The 17,219-nt window shown below is 35.5% G+C and carries 22 protein-coding genes; 8 read left to right on the top strand and 14 right to left on the bottom strand.

The window, feature by feature from the left end; all coding sequences use genetic code 11:
- The first annotated feature begins 74 nt into the window (after positions 1–74).
- Positions 75–641 carry a DUF2892 domain-containing protein gene (locus tag AC57AW_RS03565; RefSeq protein WP_496350843.1) on the top strand — a complete coding sequence of 189 codons (567 nt, stop codon included), beginning with the start codon at positions 75–77 and terminating at the stop codon, positions 639–641.
- 35 nt (positions 642–676) lie between these two features.
- Here AC57AW_RS03565 and AC57AW_RS03560 read toward each other — a convergent pair whose 3' ends face one another.
- The 5 genes from AC57AW_RS03560 to AC57AW_RS03540 form a co-directional block, all read right to left on the bottom strand.
- Entirely contained in the window at positions 677–1,210 is a 534-nt protein-coding gene (locus tag AC57AW_RS03560; RefSeq protein ID WP_496350842.1) for a hypothetical protein, read from the bottom strand.
- A 4-nt stretch (positions 1,211–1,214) separates the two neighbouring features.
- A complete protein-coding gene (locus tag AC57AW_RS03555; RefSeq protein WP_318848566.1) occupies positions 1,215–1,850 on the bottom strand; it encodes a trimeric intracellular cation channel family protein in 636 nt (211 codons plus the stop codon).
- A 49-nt stretch (positions 1,851–1,899) separates the two neighbouring features.
- Positions 1,900–2,271 carry a four helix bundle protein gene (locus AC57AW_RS03550; RefSeq protein ID WP_496350841.1) on the bottom strand — a complete coding sequence of 124 codons (372 nt, stop codon included), beginning with the start codon at positions 2,269–2,271 and terminating at the stop codon, positions 1,900–1,902.
- A gap of 23 nt (positions 2,272–2,294) precedes the next feature.
- The gene (coaD, locus tag AC57AW_RS03545) at positions 2,295–2,759 is read right to left on the bottom strand and encodes a pantetheine-phosphate adenylyltransferase (RefSeq protein WP_076356137.1); all 465 of its coding nucleotides are present in this window, start codon (positions 2,757–2,759) and stop codon (positions 2,295–2,297) included.
- A gap of 84 nt (positions 2,760–2,843) precedes the next feature.
- Complete coding sequence (locus AC57AW_RS03540) at positions 2,844–3,827, bottom strand: D-alanine--D-alanine ligase (protein WP_496350840.1); 984 nt, start codon at positions 3,825–3,827, stop codon at positions 2,844–2,846.
- A gap of 156 nt (positions 3,828–3,983) precedes the next feature.
- Between AC57AW_RS03540 and AC57AW_RS03535 the strand changes: the two genes are divergently transcribed.
- The 5 genes from AC57AW_RS03535 to murI all read left to right on the top strand — a co-directional run bounded on the left by AC57AW_RS03535 (position 3,984) and on the right by murI (position 9,280).
- Positions 3,984–5,063: a PASTA domain-containing protein gene (locus tag AC57AW_RS03535; RefSeq protein ID WP_496350839.1), complete on the top strand. Its 1,080-nt coding sequence runs from the start codon at positions 3,984–3,986 to the stop codon at positions 5,061–5,063.
- 73 nt (positions 5,064–5,136) lie between these two features.
- Positions 5,137–6,210, top strand: a complete 1,074-nt coding sequence (locus AC57AW_RS03530; protein ID WP_496350838.1) for an RluA family pseudouridine synthase — start codon at positions 5,137–5,139, stop codon at positions 6,208–6,210.
- Between the two features lie 51 nt (positions 6,211–6,261).
- Positions 6,262–7,212: a PorP/SprF family type IX secretion system membrane protein gene (locus AC57AW_RS03525; RefSeq protein ID WP_318848570.1), complete on the top strand. Its 951-nt coding sequence runs from the start codon at positions 6,262–6,264 to the stop codon at positions 7,210–7,212.
- A gap of 51 nt (positions 7,213–7,263) precedes the next feature.
- Positions 7,264–8,388: a radical SAM family heme chaperone HemW gene (gene hemW, locus AC57AW_RS03520; protein ID WP_496350837.1), complete on the top strand. Its 1,125-nt coding sequence runs from the start codon at positions 7,264–7,266 to the stop codon at positions 8,386–8,388.
- Between the two features lie 61 nt (positions 8,389–8,449).
- Positions 8,450–9,280 carry a glutamate racemase gene (gene murI, locus AC57AW_RS03515; protein WP_426477153.1) on the top strand — a complete coding sequence of 277 codons (831 nt, stop codon included), beginning with the start codon at positions 8,450–8,452 and terminating at the stop codon, positions 9,278–9,280.
- An 81-nt stretch (positions 9,281–9,361) separates the two neighbouring features.
- Here murI and AC57AW_RS03510 read toward each other — a convergent pair whose 3' ends face one another.
- Entirely contained in the window at positions 9,362–9,961 is a 600-nt protein-coding gene (locus AC57AW_RS03510; protein WP_496350836.1) for a nitroreductase family protein, read from the bottom strand.
- 82 nt (positions 9,962–10,043) lie between these two features.
- On the opposite strand from AC57AW_RS03510, the gene AC57AW_RS03505 reads away from it, so the two are divergent.
- Positions 10,044–10,391 carry a winged helix-turn-helix transcriptional regulator gene (locus tag AC57AW_RS03505; protein WP_318848574.1) on the top strand — a complete coding sequence of 116 codons (348 nt, stop codon included), beginning with the start codon at positions 10,044–10,046 and terminating at the stop codon, positions 10,389–10,391.
- Here AC57AW_RS03505 and rsmD read toward each other — a convergent pair.
- The 6 genes from rsmD to AC57AW_RS03475 form a co-directional block, all read right to left on the bottom strand.
- Complete coding sequence (gene rsmD / locus AC57AW_RS03500) at positions 10,388–10,960, bottom strand: 16S rRNA (guanine(966)-N(2))-methyltransferase RsmD (RefSeq protein ID WP_318848575.1); 573 nt, start codon at positions 10,958–10,960, stop codon at positions 10,388–10,390. The two genes, AC57AW_RS03505 and rsmD, sit on opposite strands and share 4 nt — an antisense overlap.
- A gap of 84 nt (positions 10,961–11,044) precedes the next feature.
- Positions 11,045–11,761: a DUF3822 family protein gene (locus AC57AW_RS03495; protein WP_318848576.1), complete on the bottom strand. Its 717-nt coding sequence runs from the start codon at positions 11,759–11,761 to the stop codon at positions 11,045–11,047.
- Positions 11,762–11,779: 18 nt separating this feature from the next.
- Positions 11,780–12,274, bottom strand: a complete 495-nt coding sequence (locus tag AC57AW_RS03490; RefSeq protein WP_496350835.1) for a DUF8465 domain-containing protein — start codon at positions 12,272–12,274, stop codon at positions 11,780–11,782.
- A 96-nt stretch (positions 12,275–12,370) separates the two neighbouring features.
- A complete protein-coding gene (locus AC57AW_RS03485) occupies positions 12,371–12,868 on the bottom strand; it encodes a metallophosphoesterase family protein (protein ID WP_318848578.1) in 498 nt (165 codons plus the stop codon).
- The gene (locus AC57AW_RS03480) at positions 12,868–13,317 is read right to left on the bottom strand and encodes a hypothetical protein (RefSeq protein WP_309434000.1); all 450 of its coding nucleotides are present in this window, start codon (positions 13,315–13,317) and stop codon (positions 12,868–12,870) included. Before AC57AW_RS03480 ends, AC57AW_RS03485 begins: the two co-directional genes overlap by 1 nt.
- Before the next feature lie 84 nt (positions 13,318–13,401).
- Positions 13,402–13,866, bottom strand: coding sequence for a hypothetical protein (locus AC57AW_RS03475; RefSeq protein WP_496350834.1), 465 nt, complete (start codon positions 13,864–13,866; stop codon positions 13,402–13,404).
- Positions 13,867–13,964: 98 nt separating this feature from the next.
- On the opposite strand from AC57AW_RS03475, the gene AC57AW_RS03470 reads away from it, so the two are divergent.
- Positions 13,965–15,509, top strand: a complete 1,545-nt coding sequence (locus AC57AW_RS03470; protein WP_496350833.1) for a serine hydrolase — start codon at positions 13,965–13,967, stop codon at positions 15,507–15,509.
- 271 nt (positions 15,510–15,780) lie between these two features.
- Here AC57AW_RS03470 and AC57AW_RS03465 read toward each other — a convergent pair whose 3' ends face one another.
- Entirely contained in the window at positions 15,781–16,674 is an 894-nt protein-coding gene (locus AC57AW_RS03465) for a Zn-dependent protease (RefSeq protein WP_496350832.1), read from the bottom strand.
- Complete coding sequence (locus tag AC57AW_RS03460) at positions 16,655–17,131, bottom strand: SixA phosphatase family protein (protein ID WP_318848583.1); 477 nt, start codon at positions 17,129–17,131, stop codon at positions 16,655–16,657. Before AC57AW_RS03460 ends, AC57AW_RS03465 begins: the two co-directional genes overlap by 20 nt.
- Positions 17,132–17,219 lie beyond the last annotated feature (88 nt).

Here is a 17,219-nt window from a genome sequence, read left to right as displayed (position 1 = left end):
AATTGACCATTCACCATTGACTTTTTGAACATTAAACCTTAAATTTATTATCTTTGCACTTCTAAAATTTAATAATGAATAAATACATAAAAATTGTAATAGCAGCACTTCTTATCCTTGCAGGACTTTATTTGATGATTTTCACCAGAAATCTAGGATGGGGGATTGTTGTTTTTCTTTTAGCTGCATTTCCTATCGCTCTTTTCTTTAAAAATGAGTATATACTTTTGGCATTCTGGCAATTGAGAAAACAAAATATGGAGAAAGCCGGAGAATGGTTATCCAAAATAACAGACTATAAAGGACAGCTTCATAAAACACAGTACGGATATTTCCACTATTTATCTGGATTGACACAAGCTCAGGATCACCCTGCAAAAGTAGAACCTTTCATGAAGAAAGCTTTGGACTATGGTTTGAATATGAAGCATGACAGAGCGATGGCTACTTTAAATCTTGCAGCAGCAGCTATTTCTAAAGGAAGAAGACAGGAAGGGCAGAAGTTGTTGGAAGAAGCAAAGAGACTAGACAGTGCAGGTATGATGACTGATCAGATCAAGATGATGAAAGATCAGTTGAAAATGCCAACTATGCAGAAACATATGCATAATCCAAATATGAGACAGAGAGGAAAATTCTAAGGAATTTCCGATATCAATATAAAAGTCCTGAGAAATCAGGACTTTTTGTTTTTTATAATGGGAGGAGGTGGTGCTTTCTGTTTAAAAAATGTATCTTTTGGATAAATATTTTCCCTTACGGTAAATAAACTGTCATACTTCATAAATTTATCCCGAAGTCCATCATCATAAAATTTACGGCTCTGGTTTTTATAAGTTACAGTTACCAATGGAAAATCTCCTTTCTCATATGGTTTATCTTCTTTATTCAGGAATTTAAGGTAATTTTCAAAAGATAAAGGATCACCAGCTTTTACTTTGTAGATTATTTTGGGTAACGTTTGGCTGCTTTTATCATGTGATGATTCTTCAGAATATTTCTCCAGAAAAAGAGTGTCATTCTGTTTTGTAAAAGTATAAACTTCAAATGCAAAGAACATGCAGGCTGAAAGATCAGTCTTTATTTTGATAGTATCTCCGTTTTCCATTCTTTCTGAAAAATGATAAAGATCTTTATTCAAGTCAAATTTACTTTCATGTTTGCAGGAGTATAAAGAAAGTAACAGAATGGTGATAAGTAAGTTTCTCACTAAATTACATTTCCGAATTATTATGATCATACCCATAAAATTTAGGCATTTGCCAATGGTATTTTACAGCAAGTGTTCGGATAGCCACAATAAGAAGGATGGTGAGAATCTGTACAAATGTGTAGGAAAGGAGAGTGTATTTTGTCATCAATAAGAATACTGCTCCACCCATAATACATGCTGTGGCATAAATTTCCTTTCTGAAAATCAATGGAATTCTGTTGAGCAATATATCCCGGATAATACCCCCGAAACAACCTGTAATGGTTCCTAATGCAATACAGATCATAGGATGGATGCCTGCATTTAAGCCTTTCTGAACTCCGATAATGGTAAATAATCCAAGCCCAAAGCTGTCGAAGATAAATAAAGTTACCTTAAAATTCTTTTCAAGAGACTTGAAGACCATTGAAAAAATACTGGTCACCAGAATCAGGGTACACATCAGAATATCATGCATCCAGAATACGGGAATATCAAGCAGCAGGTCTCTTACAGTTCCGCCTCCCACAGAAGTTACAAATGCAATAATAAGTACCCCGAAAGGATCAAGCCGTTTCTGCATGGCTGCAAAACTTCCCGACATGGAAAAGGCAATGGTCCCCAGGACTTCTATTGCAAAATTGAACTGTTCGTGCATAAATTATGAATGATAAGTAATGAGCAATGAGTAATAAAAATTATGCCATTTAAATTTGAGATAATTTAAACTTATATGTGGTCATAACTTTTACAAGTTCTTCGCATTCTGTCTTTAAATGTAGAATTTTTTCCGGATTTACATATTCTAATTCTTCAATAATTTCAAGCCAAAGTTGAGTTTCATCAATTTCTTCAACTACTATACACATTTTAGCAAATTTTTCTTTCTCCGATCTAGCTCTGGATACTGCCCGGTAATTGGCGGCCACAGAAGTTGCAGATCTGATAATTTGTTTTCTTATTATTGAAATATCATCCGAATAAGGTAATAAAGAAAGTGTTCTAATGATAGCAATAGAGAAACTTTTGGTTCTTTCCCGAAAAATTTGGTTAAAATCTATCCTATCAAAATTACTCATTACTTATTGCTCATTACTTATATTTATTTCTCCACTCTCACCGAGTCCGGAACCATCAGTTCATATTCGCCGCCGTGGGTGATGATTTCCCTGACGATGCTGCTGCTGATGAAAGATTTTCCTGAAGAGGTCAGTAAGAATACTGTTTCCAGTTTTTTGTGGGCTAAAGTTCTGTTCGTATGGGCAATCGCTTTTTCAAATTCAAAATCGGCTGGGTTTCTTAATCCTCTGATAATGTACTGAGCATTTTTTTCAAAACAGTAATCTACCGTTAAGCCCTCGAATGAATCTACTTCCACATTGGGAAATTCTGCTACGGAATTCTGGATAAATTCCATTCTTTTTTCAAGAGGGAACATATATTTCTTCTGAGAATTCTGTCCAATGGCGATGATTAATTTATCAAATAGCGGTGCCGCTCTTTCTATAATGTCGTAATGTCCTAGTGTAATCGGGTCAAATGACCCAGGGAAAACAGCAATTTTCATGTTGTACGAGTTATAATTTTGACTTGTGAATTATCTGTTATCAATTTTGACTTAGCTTCTAACAGATGATTTCTAACTTCTATTTTATTTATTTAAAGCTTTTTCAACTTCATTTCCACAAAGATCCATAATGGAAATTCCATAGTGTCTTGCCTGTTGAGGAAGAATACTTGCAGGAGAGAATCCCGGATTGGTATTCATTTCAAGCATATAAGGAATCCCGTCCATCAAAATGAATTCACTTCTTGAAAATCCGCTCATTCCTAATGAATTGTATGCTCTTTTAGCTATTTCTTCCACTCTTTTTGTGGTTTCTTCGTCAATTCTTGCCGGTGTAATTTCTTCCGAAGCCCCTTCATATTTTGCTTCATAATCGAAAAACTCATTGGTAGGAACAATTTCTGTAATTCCTAAAACGACAGTTTCTCCTTTAAAATCAATAACTCCTACAGATACTTCCATACCGTCAAGGAAACTTTCAATCAGGATTTCATCATCTTCCTTGAATGCAATTTCAGTAGCGGCAATCAGTTCAGATTTTTCTTTTACTTTGGAAATTCCCAGAGAAGATCCGGATTGGTTTGGTTTTACAAATACAGGAAGATTTAATTCTGATATAATTTTATCAACATTGATGTCTTCACCTTTTCTTAAATAAATACTTTTCGCAGAGGGAATTCCGTACTTTGATAATACGGCAAGGGTATCTTTTTTATTGAAAGTAAGAGCACTCTGGTAAAAACCACAGCCTGTATATTTTTGACCTATGGCATCCCAGTACGCCTGAAGAATTCCGTTTTCTCCCGGAGTTCCATGGATGATATTGAAGCAGGCATCAAATTTTAAGGTTTCTCCATTGTCTAAAGTTACAGAAAAATCACCTCTGTTGATTTCGTATTTTTTATCATTTTCTCCTAAAAAATACCATTCATCTTTAAGGACTACTACTTTATATACGTCATAGAGATTTCTGTCTAAAGAATCATAAATCAATTGTCCGCTTTTTAAAGAAACGACATATTCATCAGAATAGCCTCCCATTACTACGGCAACACTTTTTTTGTTCATAACCATATAGTATCAATTAGGGCAAATTTAAACATTTTATGTAATGCAATATGGGAAATCGGCAAATTTTAAGATCAAAAATGAATTGTGTTAAATAAAAAGTCCATTCTAAAATTATTAGCTATATTTGCGGTTATAATTAAAGTATTTTTAAGTATGCTTAAATCACTTTTCAATTGGAAAGTTTTACTGAATTTAGTAATAGCCATCGGTGTTTTTGCAGGGTTGGTATGGCTCACATTTCGCTGGTTGGAACACCATACAAATCATGGTCAGGAAATACCTGTTCCTAATATAGTTAATAAATCTATACATGATGCTGTTAAAATTTTAGATGATACAGGATTGGAATATGAGGTAGACAGTGCCAACTATAATCCTAAATACAGACCGTTTCAGGTTCTTCAGGTTTATCCTGCACCGGGTTCCCGTGTAAAGGATGGGAGAACTGTGCATCTTACTGTAAACCCTAGAACATGGGCTCCAATTGCAGTTCCTGATGTTATCAATAAATATTCAGGGCTGGCATTCCAGAGACTGGATCAGGTAGGTCTTAAGATTGGTGATACTATTTATGAACCAAGTATTCAGAAGGATGCGCTTTTGCGTATTTTATATAAAGGAAATGCTGTAAATCCGGGAGCACGTTTACCTAGATTCTCCATAATCGACGTAGTGGTAGGTTCTGGTCCTATGAGAAATATTTCTATTCCTAATGTAGTGGGACTTTCTGTAAAAGAAGCAAGAGCAGTTATTGCAAAAAGTATGTTTGAGGTTGGATTGGTAGAACATGAAGATGGCAGCAAAGACGAATCTGATATTATTTATTATCAGGATCCTGCTTCAGGAGATGTTCGTGACCAGGGAATGCAGATTGACCTTTGGGCCAGTAAAAAAACTCCGGCAGAACTAAGAGCGAAAGTAGAACAGCTGAATTCTATCTACCGTATGAAAGTAGATACTTCACTGCCTCCGGTGCGATATGAAGAAGTACAACATGACGAGCCTAGTTATAGTGCTCCTGTAGTACCTGCACCTAGAAGAGAAACTCCGAAGCCTGAAGTACCAAAAGCTGAGACGCCTAAGACTCAGACAACAACTTCTAAACCTGCTGCTTCAGGAACAGAGAAGCCTAAAACTTCTACTGCTGCCTCTGCTACAGCGAAACCAGCTGCTTCAACAACTACACAACAGCCTGCTCAAAAGCCGAAAGCTAAGAAAGTAGTCGTAGAATAAGATCAAATTATTATAAAAAATACTGGCTTCAACTGCAAAATGTTGAAGCCTTTTGTGTAAAAAATATAAAACAATGTCAGAAGATAACGAAGATTTTTTAGATGAAGAATTATTAGATTCCAACAGTATTGAAAATATCGATATTGATGAGGAAAATAAAGGATTGTATGAGCATCTTAATATCACTGTTGACAGCAAACAGGACCCATTAAGAATTGATAAATTCCTTTTGATCCACAGACAAAATTCTTCAAGGAATAAAATTTCGCAGACCTGCAGAGCCGGAAATGTTGTAGTGAACGGAGCTCCGGTAAAACAGAATTACCGTGTGAAGCCGGGAGATCAGATTTCTGTACTGCTTACCCATCCTCCAAGAGAGAATGTCATTATTCCGCAGGATATCCCTGTAAATATCATTTATGAAGATGATGATCTTGTTGTAGTGGATAAGGAACCGGGAATGGTAGTGCATCCGGGATTCGGAAACTGGGACGGTACATTGGTGAATGCACTGGCTTTTCATTTTGAAAAGAATGGAGCAAAGTCTGATCTTGACAGGGTAGGACTTGTTCACAGGATTGATAAAGATACCTCCGGACTGCTGGTGATTGCCAAAAATGAGTATGCATTAAGCTTTCTGGCGAAACAATTTTTCAACAGAACTACCAAAAGATTGTATTGGGCTTTTGTGTGGGGAAACCTACAGGATGAAGAAGGTACCATCAAAGGTCATATCGGAAGACATCCTAAAAACAGAATGCAGATGTCTGTCTATGAAGATGGCAGCCAGGGGAAACATGCAGTAACCCATTATAAAGTCCTTGAAAGATTCAAATACATGACATGGATAGAATGTAAACTTGAGACGGGAAGAACGCATCAGATCAGGGCGCATTTCAGACATATTGGCCATACTTTGTTTAATGATGAAAGATATGAAGGCCACACTCCGTTAAGAGGGGTCAATCTTCCAAAATATAAGCAATTTATTAAAAATGTTTTTGAAATTTTGCCAAGACATGCGCTTCATGCTCATACCCTCGGATTTATACACCCAACGACTAAAAAGGAATTATATTTTGAGAGCCCAATGCCCAAAGATATGGCGGATGCTGTAAAAAAATGGAGAAATTATTTGGAAAACTAAAAATATATTGAGAATTTTTTTATATTTGTTGAATTGAAATCAAGATTTGTTATGAGAAAACTATATGCTATCGTATGTTTAGCTCTTTTGTCAAATGCATACAAAGCACAAGAATCACTACCATACTATCAGCAATATCTTTTGGATGGTGAGTTCCTGTTCAACCCAGCTCAATACGGAAAAACAGATTACGTACAGCTCAACGCCAATTATCAACAACAATTTTCAAAGTTCAACAATTCTCCGAATGTACAGTCAATCGGGATTAATGCGAATATCTTTGATAGAGTAGGTGCTGGTATCTCCGTATTCAGAGATAGCAACGGACCTATTTCTGCAGGGGGAATTACAGCAGGTGCTTCCTATTTTATTCCTCTTAGTAGTGAAGGAGATAGAAAAGACCAGTTCTCTTTCGGTACAAGTGTTAACTTCTATAACATGAACTTTGATTATTCTAAAATTAATACTGAGGAAGGAGGTGACCCGTTATTGAGAGGTGAAGAAAGTAATATCTTCATGGTGTATGCAAACTTCGGTTTGGCAGCTACCTATAGAGGACTATTCGGGGGTGTTTCCGTAAATGATATTGCATTAAGTAATGATGCTTCTATCGTAAACAACTACGAGCCTTCTCCAATTAAATTCTTCTTAAACTTAGGATATAACTGGAACATTGCTGATAATATTACAATTGCACCTTCAGCATTGATCAACCTGAATACAAACTCAACGAGAATGATCGACTGGAACCTAATGGCGACTTTCTCTAATGATATCAACGCATTCTCTTTCGGGGTAAGCTACAGAACGGTTCAGAACAGATTTGATAATCAGAACCTGAGTATCTCTCCAATTGTAAAAGTGAGATTCAACAAATTCATGATCGGCGCTACTTATAACCTTGGAATATCTGATATCCAAAGCTATGGTGGAAACAGCTTCATGATTGGTCTTGGTTATAACTTTGACAACTTTATTAATGTTAGAGGATTTAGATACTAATCAATTTAATTTAAATAAATTTGAGCTCTGAAAAATTTCAGAGCTTTTTTTATGATATATATTCACATTCCGTTCTGTAAACAAAAATGCAGTTATTGCAATTTTCACTTTTCAACATCCCTGAATTTTAAGGATGAGATGCTTCGGGCAATGAAAACTGAACTGATGCTCAGAAAAGATGAACTACAGAACAGAACTCTGAAATCCCTGTATTTTGGCGGAGGAACCCCTTCTATTCTTTCCGTGGACGAAATCAATTCCTTAATTGATGAAGCATTACGGTATTTCAGTTTTGAAAAAGATATTGAAATTACTCTGGAAGCCAATCCGGATGATCTGGATAAAAGCTTTTTAAAACAATTAGCCGGAACACCGGTGAACAGACTGTCTATTGGTACCCAAAGTTTTTTTGAAGAAGATTTAAAACTAATGAACAGAGCCCACACTGCTTCCGAGGCAGAAGGTTCTATCAAAAGGGCACAGGATTTTGGCTTTGAAAACCTGAGTATTGATCTGATCTACGGCTCACCAACCTCTAATCTTGAGATCTGGAAAGAAAACCTGAACAAAACAATAGCATTGGAAGTTCCTCATATTTCGTCTTATGCTTTGACAGTAGAACCCAAAACAGCTTTAGAAAACTGGATTTCAAAAGGAAAAGTAAAAAGTCCTAAAGAAGAAGAACAGAACAGAGAATTTTACTACTTATCTGACTTTTTAAAAGATAACGGCTTTGAACATTATGAAGTATCTAATTTCGCCAAACCAGGATTCTACTCCCGCCACAATTCTTCCTATTGGAAATATCAGGAATATCTGGGAATAGGACCTTCGGCACATTCTTATAACGGATTTGATGTCAGAAGCTGGAATGTAGCCAATAACCAGCAATACATTAAAAAGCTTAATGATAAATTATTAGCCAAAGAAGAAGAAATTCTTTCTAAGGAAGATCAGTTCAATGAAATGATCATGATTGGCTTGCGTACCATCTGGGGTGTGGATCTTACGAGCTTAAAAAATAAATTTTCAGAGAGATTACTGGAGCATTTTCAGAGAGAAATCAAAACGAAAATTGAAGAAGGTATTTTAATCATTGAAAACGACCATTTAAAAATTCCTGAGAAACATTGGTTTATGGCAGACGGAATTGCTTCGGATTTGTTTATTGTATAATGTTTCTATATATACAGATATGCCATAAAATTCACTATTTTTGTATAAAATTTCAGTTCATTTGAAAACTAAAAAACAAGATTATTCACATCTTTCACCAAGCCAGCCTATCGGAATTTTCGACAGCGGGGTGGGAGGCCTTACCGTTGCCAAAGAAATCAAAAGACTTCTGCCAAATGAAGATCTGATTTACTTTGGAGATACAAAGCACCTTCCTTATGGAGAAAAATCCAGGGAAGCCATCATTGAATATTCTACAAAGATCACCAATTTTCTGCTGGAACAGAACTGTAAAGCGATTGTGATTGCCTGTAATACGGCAACGGCTAATGCTTTAAATGAAGTGATGCAGTCTGTAGCGGGAAAAGTTCCTGTCATAGATGTTATCAATCCCGTGGCTGAAAAAGTATCCTACGAGATCCATAATAATGTAGGGGTTATTGCGACCAAAGCTACTGTGAATTCCGGGCTTTATAAAAAGAGTATCCGAAAGCATAATAAATGGATCAAAGTAGATGAATTGGCAACACCATTGCTGGTTCCTGCTATTGAAGAAGGATTTAAAAACCATCCTATTACCCATGCTATTATTTATAATTATTTAAGCAATAGCAAATTAAAGAATATTGAAACGCTCATTTTGGGCTGTACTCATTATCCTCTTTTAATAGATGAAATTAAACAGTATTACGGAAACAGAGTTCGTGTCATAGACTCTCCGAATATTGTAGCCAATCATCTGAAGATTATTCTGGATAAATACAACCTTTTAAATGATAACAATCACAAACCGAATTATCATTTCTACCTTTCTGATCTTACCAAGAATTTTGAAAAGATCTCTAAGAAGTTCTTCGGAAAAACAATTGATTTAGAATTGAAAGTATTATAAATAAAAAGTCTGCCTCGTAGTGAAGCAGACTTTTTTATGAGTGTTCTTTGTGAAAATAATTTGTAATATTTGTGTTTAAAATTAGGCCTCTACAATTACTTTTTCAGCATTCAGTCTTTTCTTTGGATTAAACTTTGGCTGATTGGCATCTGTTTCATCTCTTTCCCCAATAGCTACCGCGAATAATGTTTCATATTTTTCATTTTTCAGAATAGCATCATATCCTTCAGGTTCAATTCCCTCCATAGGAGTAGAGTCTATTCCCATTGCTGCACAGGCAGACAAAAGTACTCCCAATGATAAATATACCTGATGCCCTAACCATGATTTTATGGCATCGTCTCCTTTGGGCTTTACCATAGTCCGGTAATAATTAACAGAGCCTTCCGGAAGATTTTCTTCAATTTGTTTTTCAAAGTTTTCTATGTTTTTGATCACCTGGAAGATGATGACATGGCTGCTATCCAAAACTTTTTCTTTATTAAAGTAAGACTTGTCACCCAACTGTTTTTTCAGTTCCGGATCATTTACAAAAATAAAATTCCATGGCTGGCTGTTGATGGATGAAGGGCTTAAATTTAAAATCTCCTGAAGTACTGCAATTTGTTCTTCACTGATTTTTCCTTGAGGGTTATACTTTTTTACAGTATACCTTTTTTTCATTTTGTCTAAAAAGTTCATAATTTTATACTATCATTTTTATAGTTACAAAATTAATTTAAGTTTAATAACTTTGCAATAACGGTAAAAAATGATAGTATAAATGTATACAGTAGATAATAAATCCTATCCTTGCTGTACGAGCGTAACCATGAGGTTTATAGGAGGAAAATGGAAAGCAGTAATTCTGCATCATTTAATTGATGGAGCCAAAAGATATAATGAATTAAGGAAATCTATTCCTACCATTACAGAAAGAACCTTAAGCCTGCAACTTAAGCAGCTGGAGGAAGACGGGATTATAAACCGAACTGTTTTTACAGAAAAGCCTCCTTTGGTTGTTGAGTATGAGTTAACAGATTTTGGAAAAACTTTATTGCCGGTTTTGGAAGCTATTACAAAATGGGGTGAAGAAGCCCCGGTAATATCAAAAAAAATAATCAGGAATTAAAGTTCCTGATTATCTTGTTTATTGGGTTCAAAAAAACTAAAACTTACGTTTCCGTATTTTCGGGTTTCTATAAAATTGGGATGATCAATTTTCATACGGCTTTGGTGTTCTACAATAAGGACTCCGTTTTCTTTAAGGTATTTATTGTTTAAAACCAAAGAAATCATTTCGTAATACTTTTTCTCTTCCATTTCAAAAGGAGCATCAGAGAAAACAATTTCAAATGACTTTTTATTTCTGAATTTTTTCAGCCAGTCGAAGACATCATCTCTTTGTACATTGATCTGAAGTGACATGTCAAGTTCAGAAGCTGTAGAATTGATAAAAGAGGTATGTTTCGGATTCATTTCTACGGAAGTTACACTCTTACATCCTCTGGAAGCAAATTCGAAGGTAATAGAGCCAATTCCTGCAAACAGATCAAGGACAGCAATAGACTGCATATCATATTTGTTTTCCAGGATACTGAATAAAGCCTCTTTCGCAAAATCGGTGGTAGGCCTTACATCAAAGTTTTTAGGAGCGGCAATTTTTTTGGCTTTCCATTTGCCTGATATTATTCTGAACATATTTTTGTTAAGGTTTTAGGTAAAAGATTATAGGTGGCGGGTAATATGTCCGGAATCTAATCCCTATTACCTGTGGTCTGCAATCTAGTTAAGTATAAAATTTTTGTTTGGAATATTGTCAAAAACAATTTTTAGGTTTTTAACAAATTTCTGAAGTTCAGAGATGAATGTTTCATTCTCCGTAGTTTCTCCATAAGCATAAAAGCTGGTTTCATTGATTCCAAAGCCTATCTTGCTCAATGTAAACATAATGAAGTAAAGAAAATCTACTTCTGAATTCACATCCAGGCTATTATAAAGAATGATTTTTTTATTGTCTATCGCAAAAAACTCACATTGATTGTGATAAAGATTGATGTGAATTTCCTTGCTGTTTTTATTATTGATTGAACTCAGAAACTTTTCTCCGGAGAAATTAAAATGAACCGGTATCGCCAGCTCCTTTATTTTCTTATAGTAGTTTTTCGGGAAAGTATAATAAAACTGGATATTGAATTTTTTGTTGATAGAAAGCATCAGTTCTTCCTTCTCTCTGTCGGTAGGGGCATTGAAGGCAATCAGATCAAATCCTGCTTCATGCTCGGAAAAACCTTCAGGCATCAGGGTAAAATGATTAAATGCCGAAATCACCTGGATCTCATCATAGCGCTGCTTAATAAGAACTTCGTCCAGCTTTTGCTCAATAAGATCGGCTGGTGTCTCTTCAGTAACGAAATAAGACTTTTCCTCCAGAATGTTTTTGTTTTTAACAATCTGGCAGATCAATCCGTCTTTGGTAAAAAGTAAATTAAGTACGTTCATATTTCAATTGCTGCAAATTTAGTGAAATTCTACCATTACCGCACCCGATTGATGGTGAAGTATTTCCTTATTATAAAAATCAATATTAATCTGGCTTTCCAGTACATCCCGAACCATCCTCTGCAGGGTGCCGTCACCAATACCATGAACAATTTCGAGTCTCTTCAGGTTGTTTTTCCTGCAAAACTCAATCACTGCAATGAGTTTCTCCTTTTGAATAAACAATCTTTCAAAGCTGTCATAGTCACTGGGATTCTTCACCAAATTATGAAAATGCAGGTCTAAAACCAAATGATTTTTCTGATGTTTCTTAGAAATGATTTTTTTAGACTCCGCTTTTCTTACCACTCTGATATTCTCATAAAGCTCCGAATCCTTCGGAACCAGTTTTTCTTTTGCATACTGGTGAGTAAAACCATATTCATCTTTAAAAACGACAATATTTCCTTTCACGGAAGTTACCACTCCGCTTAAATCTTCATCTACTACCGAAACCTTATCGCCAATTTTCATATTTTTTTAAGACTTGTCTGAATCTATTATTTGTACAAAGGTAGAAAGTAAAATGTATTGAAGACAAACTCCTTTACACTCAAAACCTCTCGCCCATCAAACTCTCGGGCCAAGTTCAATAATTTCCAGATCTTTGATTTCTTCACCATCTACAACAAATCGCATCATCGTTCTTACCTTATGCCAGCCCTGTTTTCCACAAGCCCCCGGATTAAGGTGCAGCAGGTTATTTTTCTCATCATACATCGCTTTCAAAATATGCGAATGTCCTGAAATAAATAATTTCGGAGTTTTTTCTGCTATTTCTTTTTTAGTAAGTGGAGTATATTTTCCGGGATAGCCTCCGATATGAATCATCAAGACCTCCAGCTTTTCACAAAAGAAACGGTTGACTTCCGGAAACTCAGCCTGAATTTTTGCCTCATCAATGTTTCCATACACTCCCTTCAGAGGTTTTATTTTTTCCAGTTGTTCAATGACATCAAGGTTTCCAAAATCGCCGCAATGCCATACTTCGTCAGCCTGAGAAGCATATTCCAGGATCCTGTCATCAATATAAGAATGTGAGTCGGAAAGGAGAAGGATCTTTGTCATTATCTAAGGGTTCTTTCTGTAATATTTTCGTGGTATTTATCTTTGAATATCGCTACACGATCAGGATTCAGTTCTCCGTCATGGTTGATCACTCTTTCTTTTAATAACCATTTTACCAGCTTTTCCATTCCTTTTTTAGAATTCATAAAATTGGCGATTTTGGCTATATCTGTAGATTCTACTTTTGTTTTTTCAGGCAGAAAGTTCAGGATAAAATAATCATCGCTTACATAGCTAGGAGTTTCATTATCCATATATCGGTAAAGAAGAATCTCTTCATCATCTTTCATGGAAAAAAATGAATACTGGGCTACATTGATTTTTTCAGCCTTCAGGATCTGCTTTCCATCCAATAAAACTTTATCATCTTTGATGGTTACGTCCTGAGAAAAATATAAATTACAGCTTATCATCAGTAAGAAGAAAGCCAATAATCTGTTTACTGCCATTTTTTGATTTTTTTAAGACTGCAAATATAAGAAGCTTTAATCAACTTATCAGATCTGATTATTCTCCGAAAATAATTAAGAATATCAGTCAGTGATATTTTTTGTTTTCCTGATAGAATCCATTTTCTTTTCTATATCCGCACTGAAAACCTTTTTTAGTTTCAGTTGGTTCTCCGTAAGTTTTGAAATAACAAAAGTGCCAGTCATATTGGTATTGGAAGGAAATATTAAAGTCACTGTAGAATCTGAAGCTTTTTTCCAGTTCCCGATGTAACGGTCTGGTTTTTCACTTTTAGTAACCGGTTCTTCCAAAGTATCATATCTTAATGTAGATTTAATCAGGTTTCCTGTAATTTTTCCATTCTTCTGAAATCTGATGCCTTCTCTTCTTGCCTCAAAACCATCCTGTTTTTCGTAGGTATAAATATAAGTATCCATTTTACTGAGATTCCATGTTTGTAAAAGTAAAGGATTGGAAGTTCTGTCCTGAGCTTTGATACAACTGATAGCAAATAGAGAGAGAATACAGATAGAGATAGGCTTTTTCATGAATACAACGGGTTTATCGGTAAAATAAGTAAACTTTTAACAATGCTAAAATTAGCATCACTTAATATTTAGTAAATTTGGGAAAATTAAAATAAACAATGAAACAGAAACTTTCTTTTTTCATTTTTCTTTTGACCGTGGGATTGGCCAACGCGCAGGTTGAAGAAAAAAAGCTGGATGAACTGATCCAAAATACCCTGAAAACGTTTGATGTACCGGGAATGTCCGTAGGAATTATAAAAGATGGAAAAGTAATCTATTCCAAAGGTTTTGGAGTACGTTCTCTTACGACCAAACAGCCTATGGATGATAATACGTTGGTAGGTATTGCTTCCAATTCTAAAGGTTTTACATGTACAGCATTGGCAATTTTGGCAGATGAAGGAAAACTGAACTGGGATGATAAAGTTTCAAAATATATTCCTGAATTTCAAATGTACGATCCTTACGTTTCTCAAAATGTAACGATAAAAGATCTTATTACCCACAGAGCCGGATTAGGTCTTGGACAGGGAGATTTAATGTTTTTTCCGGAAGGAGGAAACTTAACAGTGAATGATATTGTTCACAATGTAAGATATCTGAAACCAGAAAATCCTTTCAGAACAAAATTAGATTACAATAACATCATGTTTATTGTTGCCGGAGAAGTGATTCACCGAATTTCCGGACTAAGCTGGGCCGAATTTATTGAACAGAGAATCATGAAGCCTGTAGGAATGACTTCAAGTTTTGGGAGCTATAACAGAGCAAAAGCAACAGCCAACAAAATTGACGCACATGCTCCTGTAGACGGAAAAGCAATTGCCGTTCCCCATGACTGGAACGAAACAGGAAATGCTGCAGGGGGTATCATGAGTAACATTAAAGATATGACGACCTGGGCAGAATGTCTGCTAAACAATTTCACCACTAAAGATGGGAAAAAATTAGTTTCAGATAAAAATGTTCAGCAGCTTTGGAATCTTCAGATCCCTGATAGAGTAGCGGCAAAAAATCCATATGATACAAGCTTCTACGGATATGGTTTAGGCTGGTTCCTGAGCGATGTTAAAGGACATAAACAAATACAGCATACGGGTGGATTAATAGGGACGGTTACCCAGTTTACTCTGATTCCGGATATGAAACTAGGAATTGTTGTATTAACGAATCAACAGTCCGGAGCAGCTTTCAATACCATTACCAATACGGTGAAAGATTCTTACCTTGGGGTGGCAGACAGAAACTGGCTGAAAACATATGGTGAGAGAATGTCTAAAATGGAGACTGAATTCAACAAACAAAAGAAAGATGCGTTTGCAAAATCTGAAGCATTTAAAAAAGAAAAATCCCTTCAGCCAAAAGCAGAGCAGTTTACAGGAACTTACAGTGATGTATGGTTTGGTGATGTAGAAGTTGCACAACAGGGAAGTACTTATAGAATTTCATGCAAAAATTCTCCAAGATTAAAAGGAGAACTGCTTCCTTATTCCAACAATTCTTTCATTATCAAATGGGACGACAGAAGCTATGATGCAGATGCTTATATTATTTTCAGTTATGACGAAAACGGAAAGGCAGAGTCTGCAAAATTAAAGGCGGTTTCTGATGTGACAGATTTCAGTTTTGATTTTGATGATCTGGATTTGAAGAGAAAATAAAAAGCGAAAGTATAAAAGATATTCTATGAAGAACGGGCATTGATCCGTTCTTTTTTGTTTCTAAGAAAAATTATTTTCTCGCGGATTTGGCTGATGGCGCAGATTTATAAATAACGATAGCTTTTGTAATTCAATAGGGGCGGGCTTTAGCTGTTTTTTCATTTTTACCATGATAATGGCTTTAGCTGAAACTTAACCACCCCGTCAAAAAATAAATTTTTTGCCACCCCTCCAGAGGAGGGGAATATGCAGACGGTAAAAGAAATATCGTTTATTGTAGCAGGCTTAGGTCTTGTTCTGCTAAAGAAAGCTCTGTGTTGAGATATTGTTTCCCAAAGAAACTTTTTAATTCAAGTAATCTTTTCTTATTGTCATATTGTATACTTGCATTCAGTTTTCTCTGACATAACGAGCAGGCTCTTGCAAGATGATAATCAGTTTCTGGCAATGAATTGGTCCCATTCATCACACAGTTGGCATTCAGACAATGGCTGATTCCGAACATATGCCCGATTTCGTGGGAACTGATCTTTATTAACCTTAGAAAACTTTCATTGAAATTGGAGTCTGTTAAATAACCATTGGCAAATCTGTATATAGAAGTTACCCCTACACCATCTTCATAAGATGCTAGTCCGAAAACATAGTTCCATTCCGGTTTTGGAAAAAGATCTTTCTCAGTAATTCCCATCAGTACCACAGCATCTTTGGGTTTTCTTTTGATCAGAATGCTGTCCAGTACATAACCTGCCAGAATCTGTTCCTGTCCTTCCTTTGAAATTCTTTTGACTTTTTCATGGAAAATCGTGTTGGGTAAAACGGGAAGTATTTTGATTTCCAGCTGAAAATATATTTTTAAATATTCCTTGGTGAGTGCTATTTCTCTTTTCTGAAGTTCATCAAAATTTCCGATCGGCTGAAGATAAATGGTATTTTTTCCAGGTTCAGGTTTTATTTTTTTTAATTTCTGAAAATCTTCAAACGTCTGAAATTTTTCATCATGATTGTACCGCCAGCTTCCGGGCTTTGGAGAAGAAGAAAGCTTAATATCATTCGGTGCAATAGATTCATAGTACGTTTTCTTCTGTTTCTGACAGGAGAAAAGGAGGATTAATATCGTTGCATAAAAAAATAGTGAAGTAAATTTATATTTTCCCCGGTTCATAAAAGAAAAGAAGTTTCTTTTTGGCACCGTCAAACTCGGACCAGGATTCACAGTCTACTTCAAAACCAGCAACCCCACAGGTGGGAAAATGGAAAATATCTTCAGAAATGGAATTGGCAAAATTGGAAATTCCATTATTATGAGAGAAAAAAGCAACAGAATTCAGGGTATCATCCAGGTCATAGATTACAGATTCAAAACTTGTTTCCGATGGATTGTACAATTTTTCATCAGTAGAACAGTTTAGTTGATAGGCCTGATTGAAAATTTTACAAGTATTCAGTGCACGTACCGCAGGGCTGGACACAAAGTGATCAATGGAAATATTATTGTTTTTAAGGAATCTGGACATGTGCATAGCGTCTGTCAAACCCTTGTCTGCCAATGGTCTGTCAAAGTCCTCCGTTTCCTCCGGCCAGTCGCTTTTTGCATGTCTTACGAGGATGAGTTTCTTCATATAATTGTTTTTTGGAAGATTAAAATTATAAAAAAAATAATGGAATAAAACATGATTTATATAAAAAAACTGCGTTATGAATAAAATC

This window comes from Chryseobacterium sp. BGA-UO-ETr-SB22 (assembly GCF_059567885.1).
This window is presented reverse-complemented; position numbering and strand designations above follow the sequence as displayed.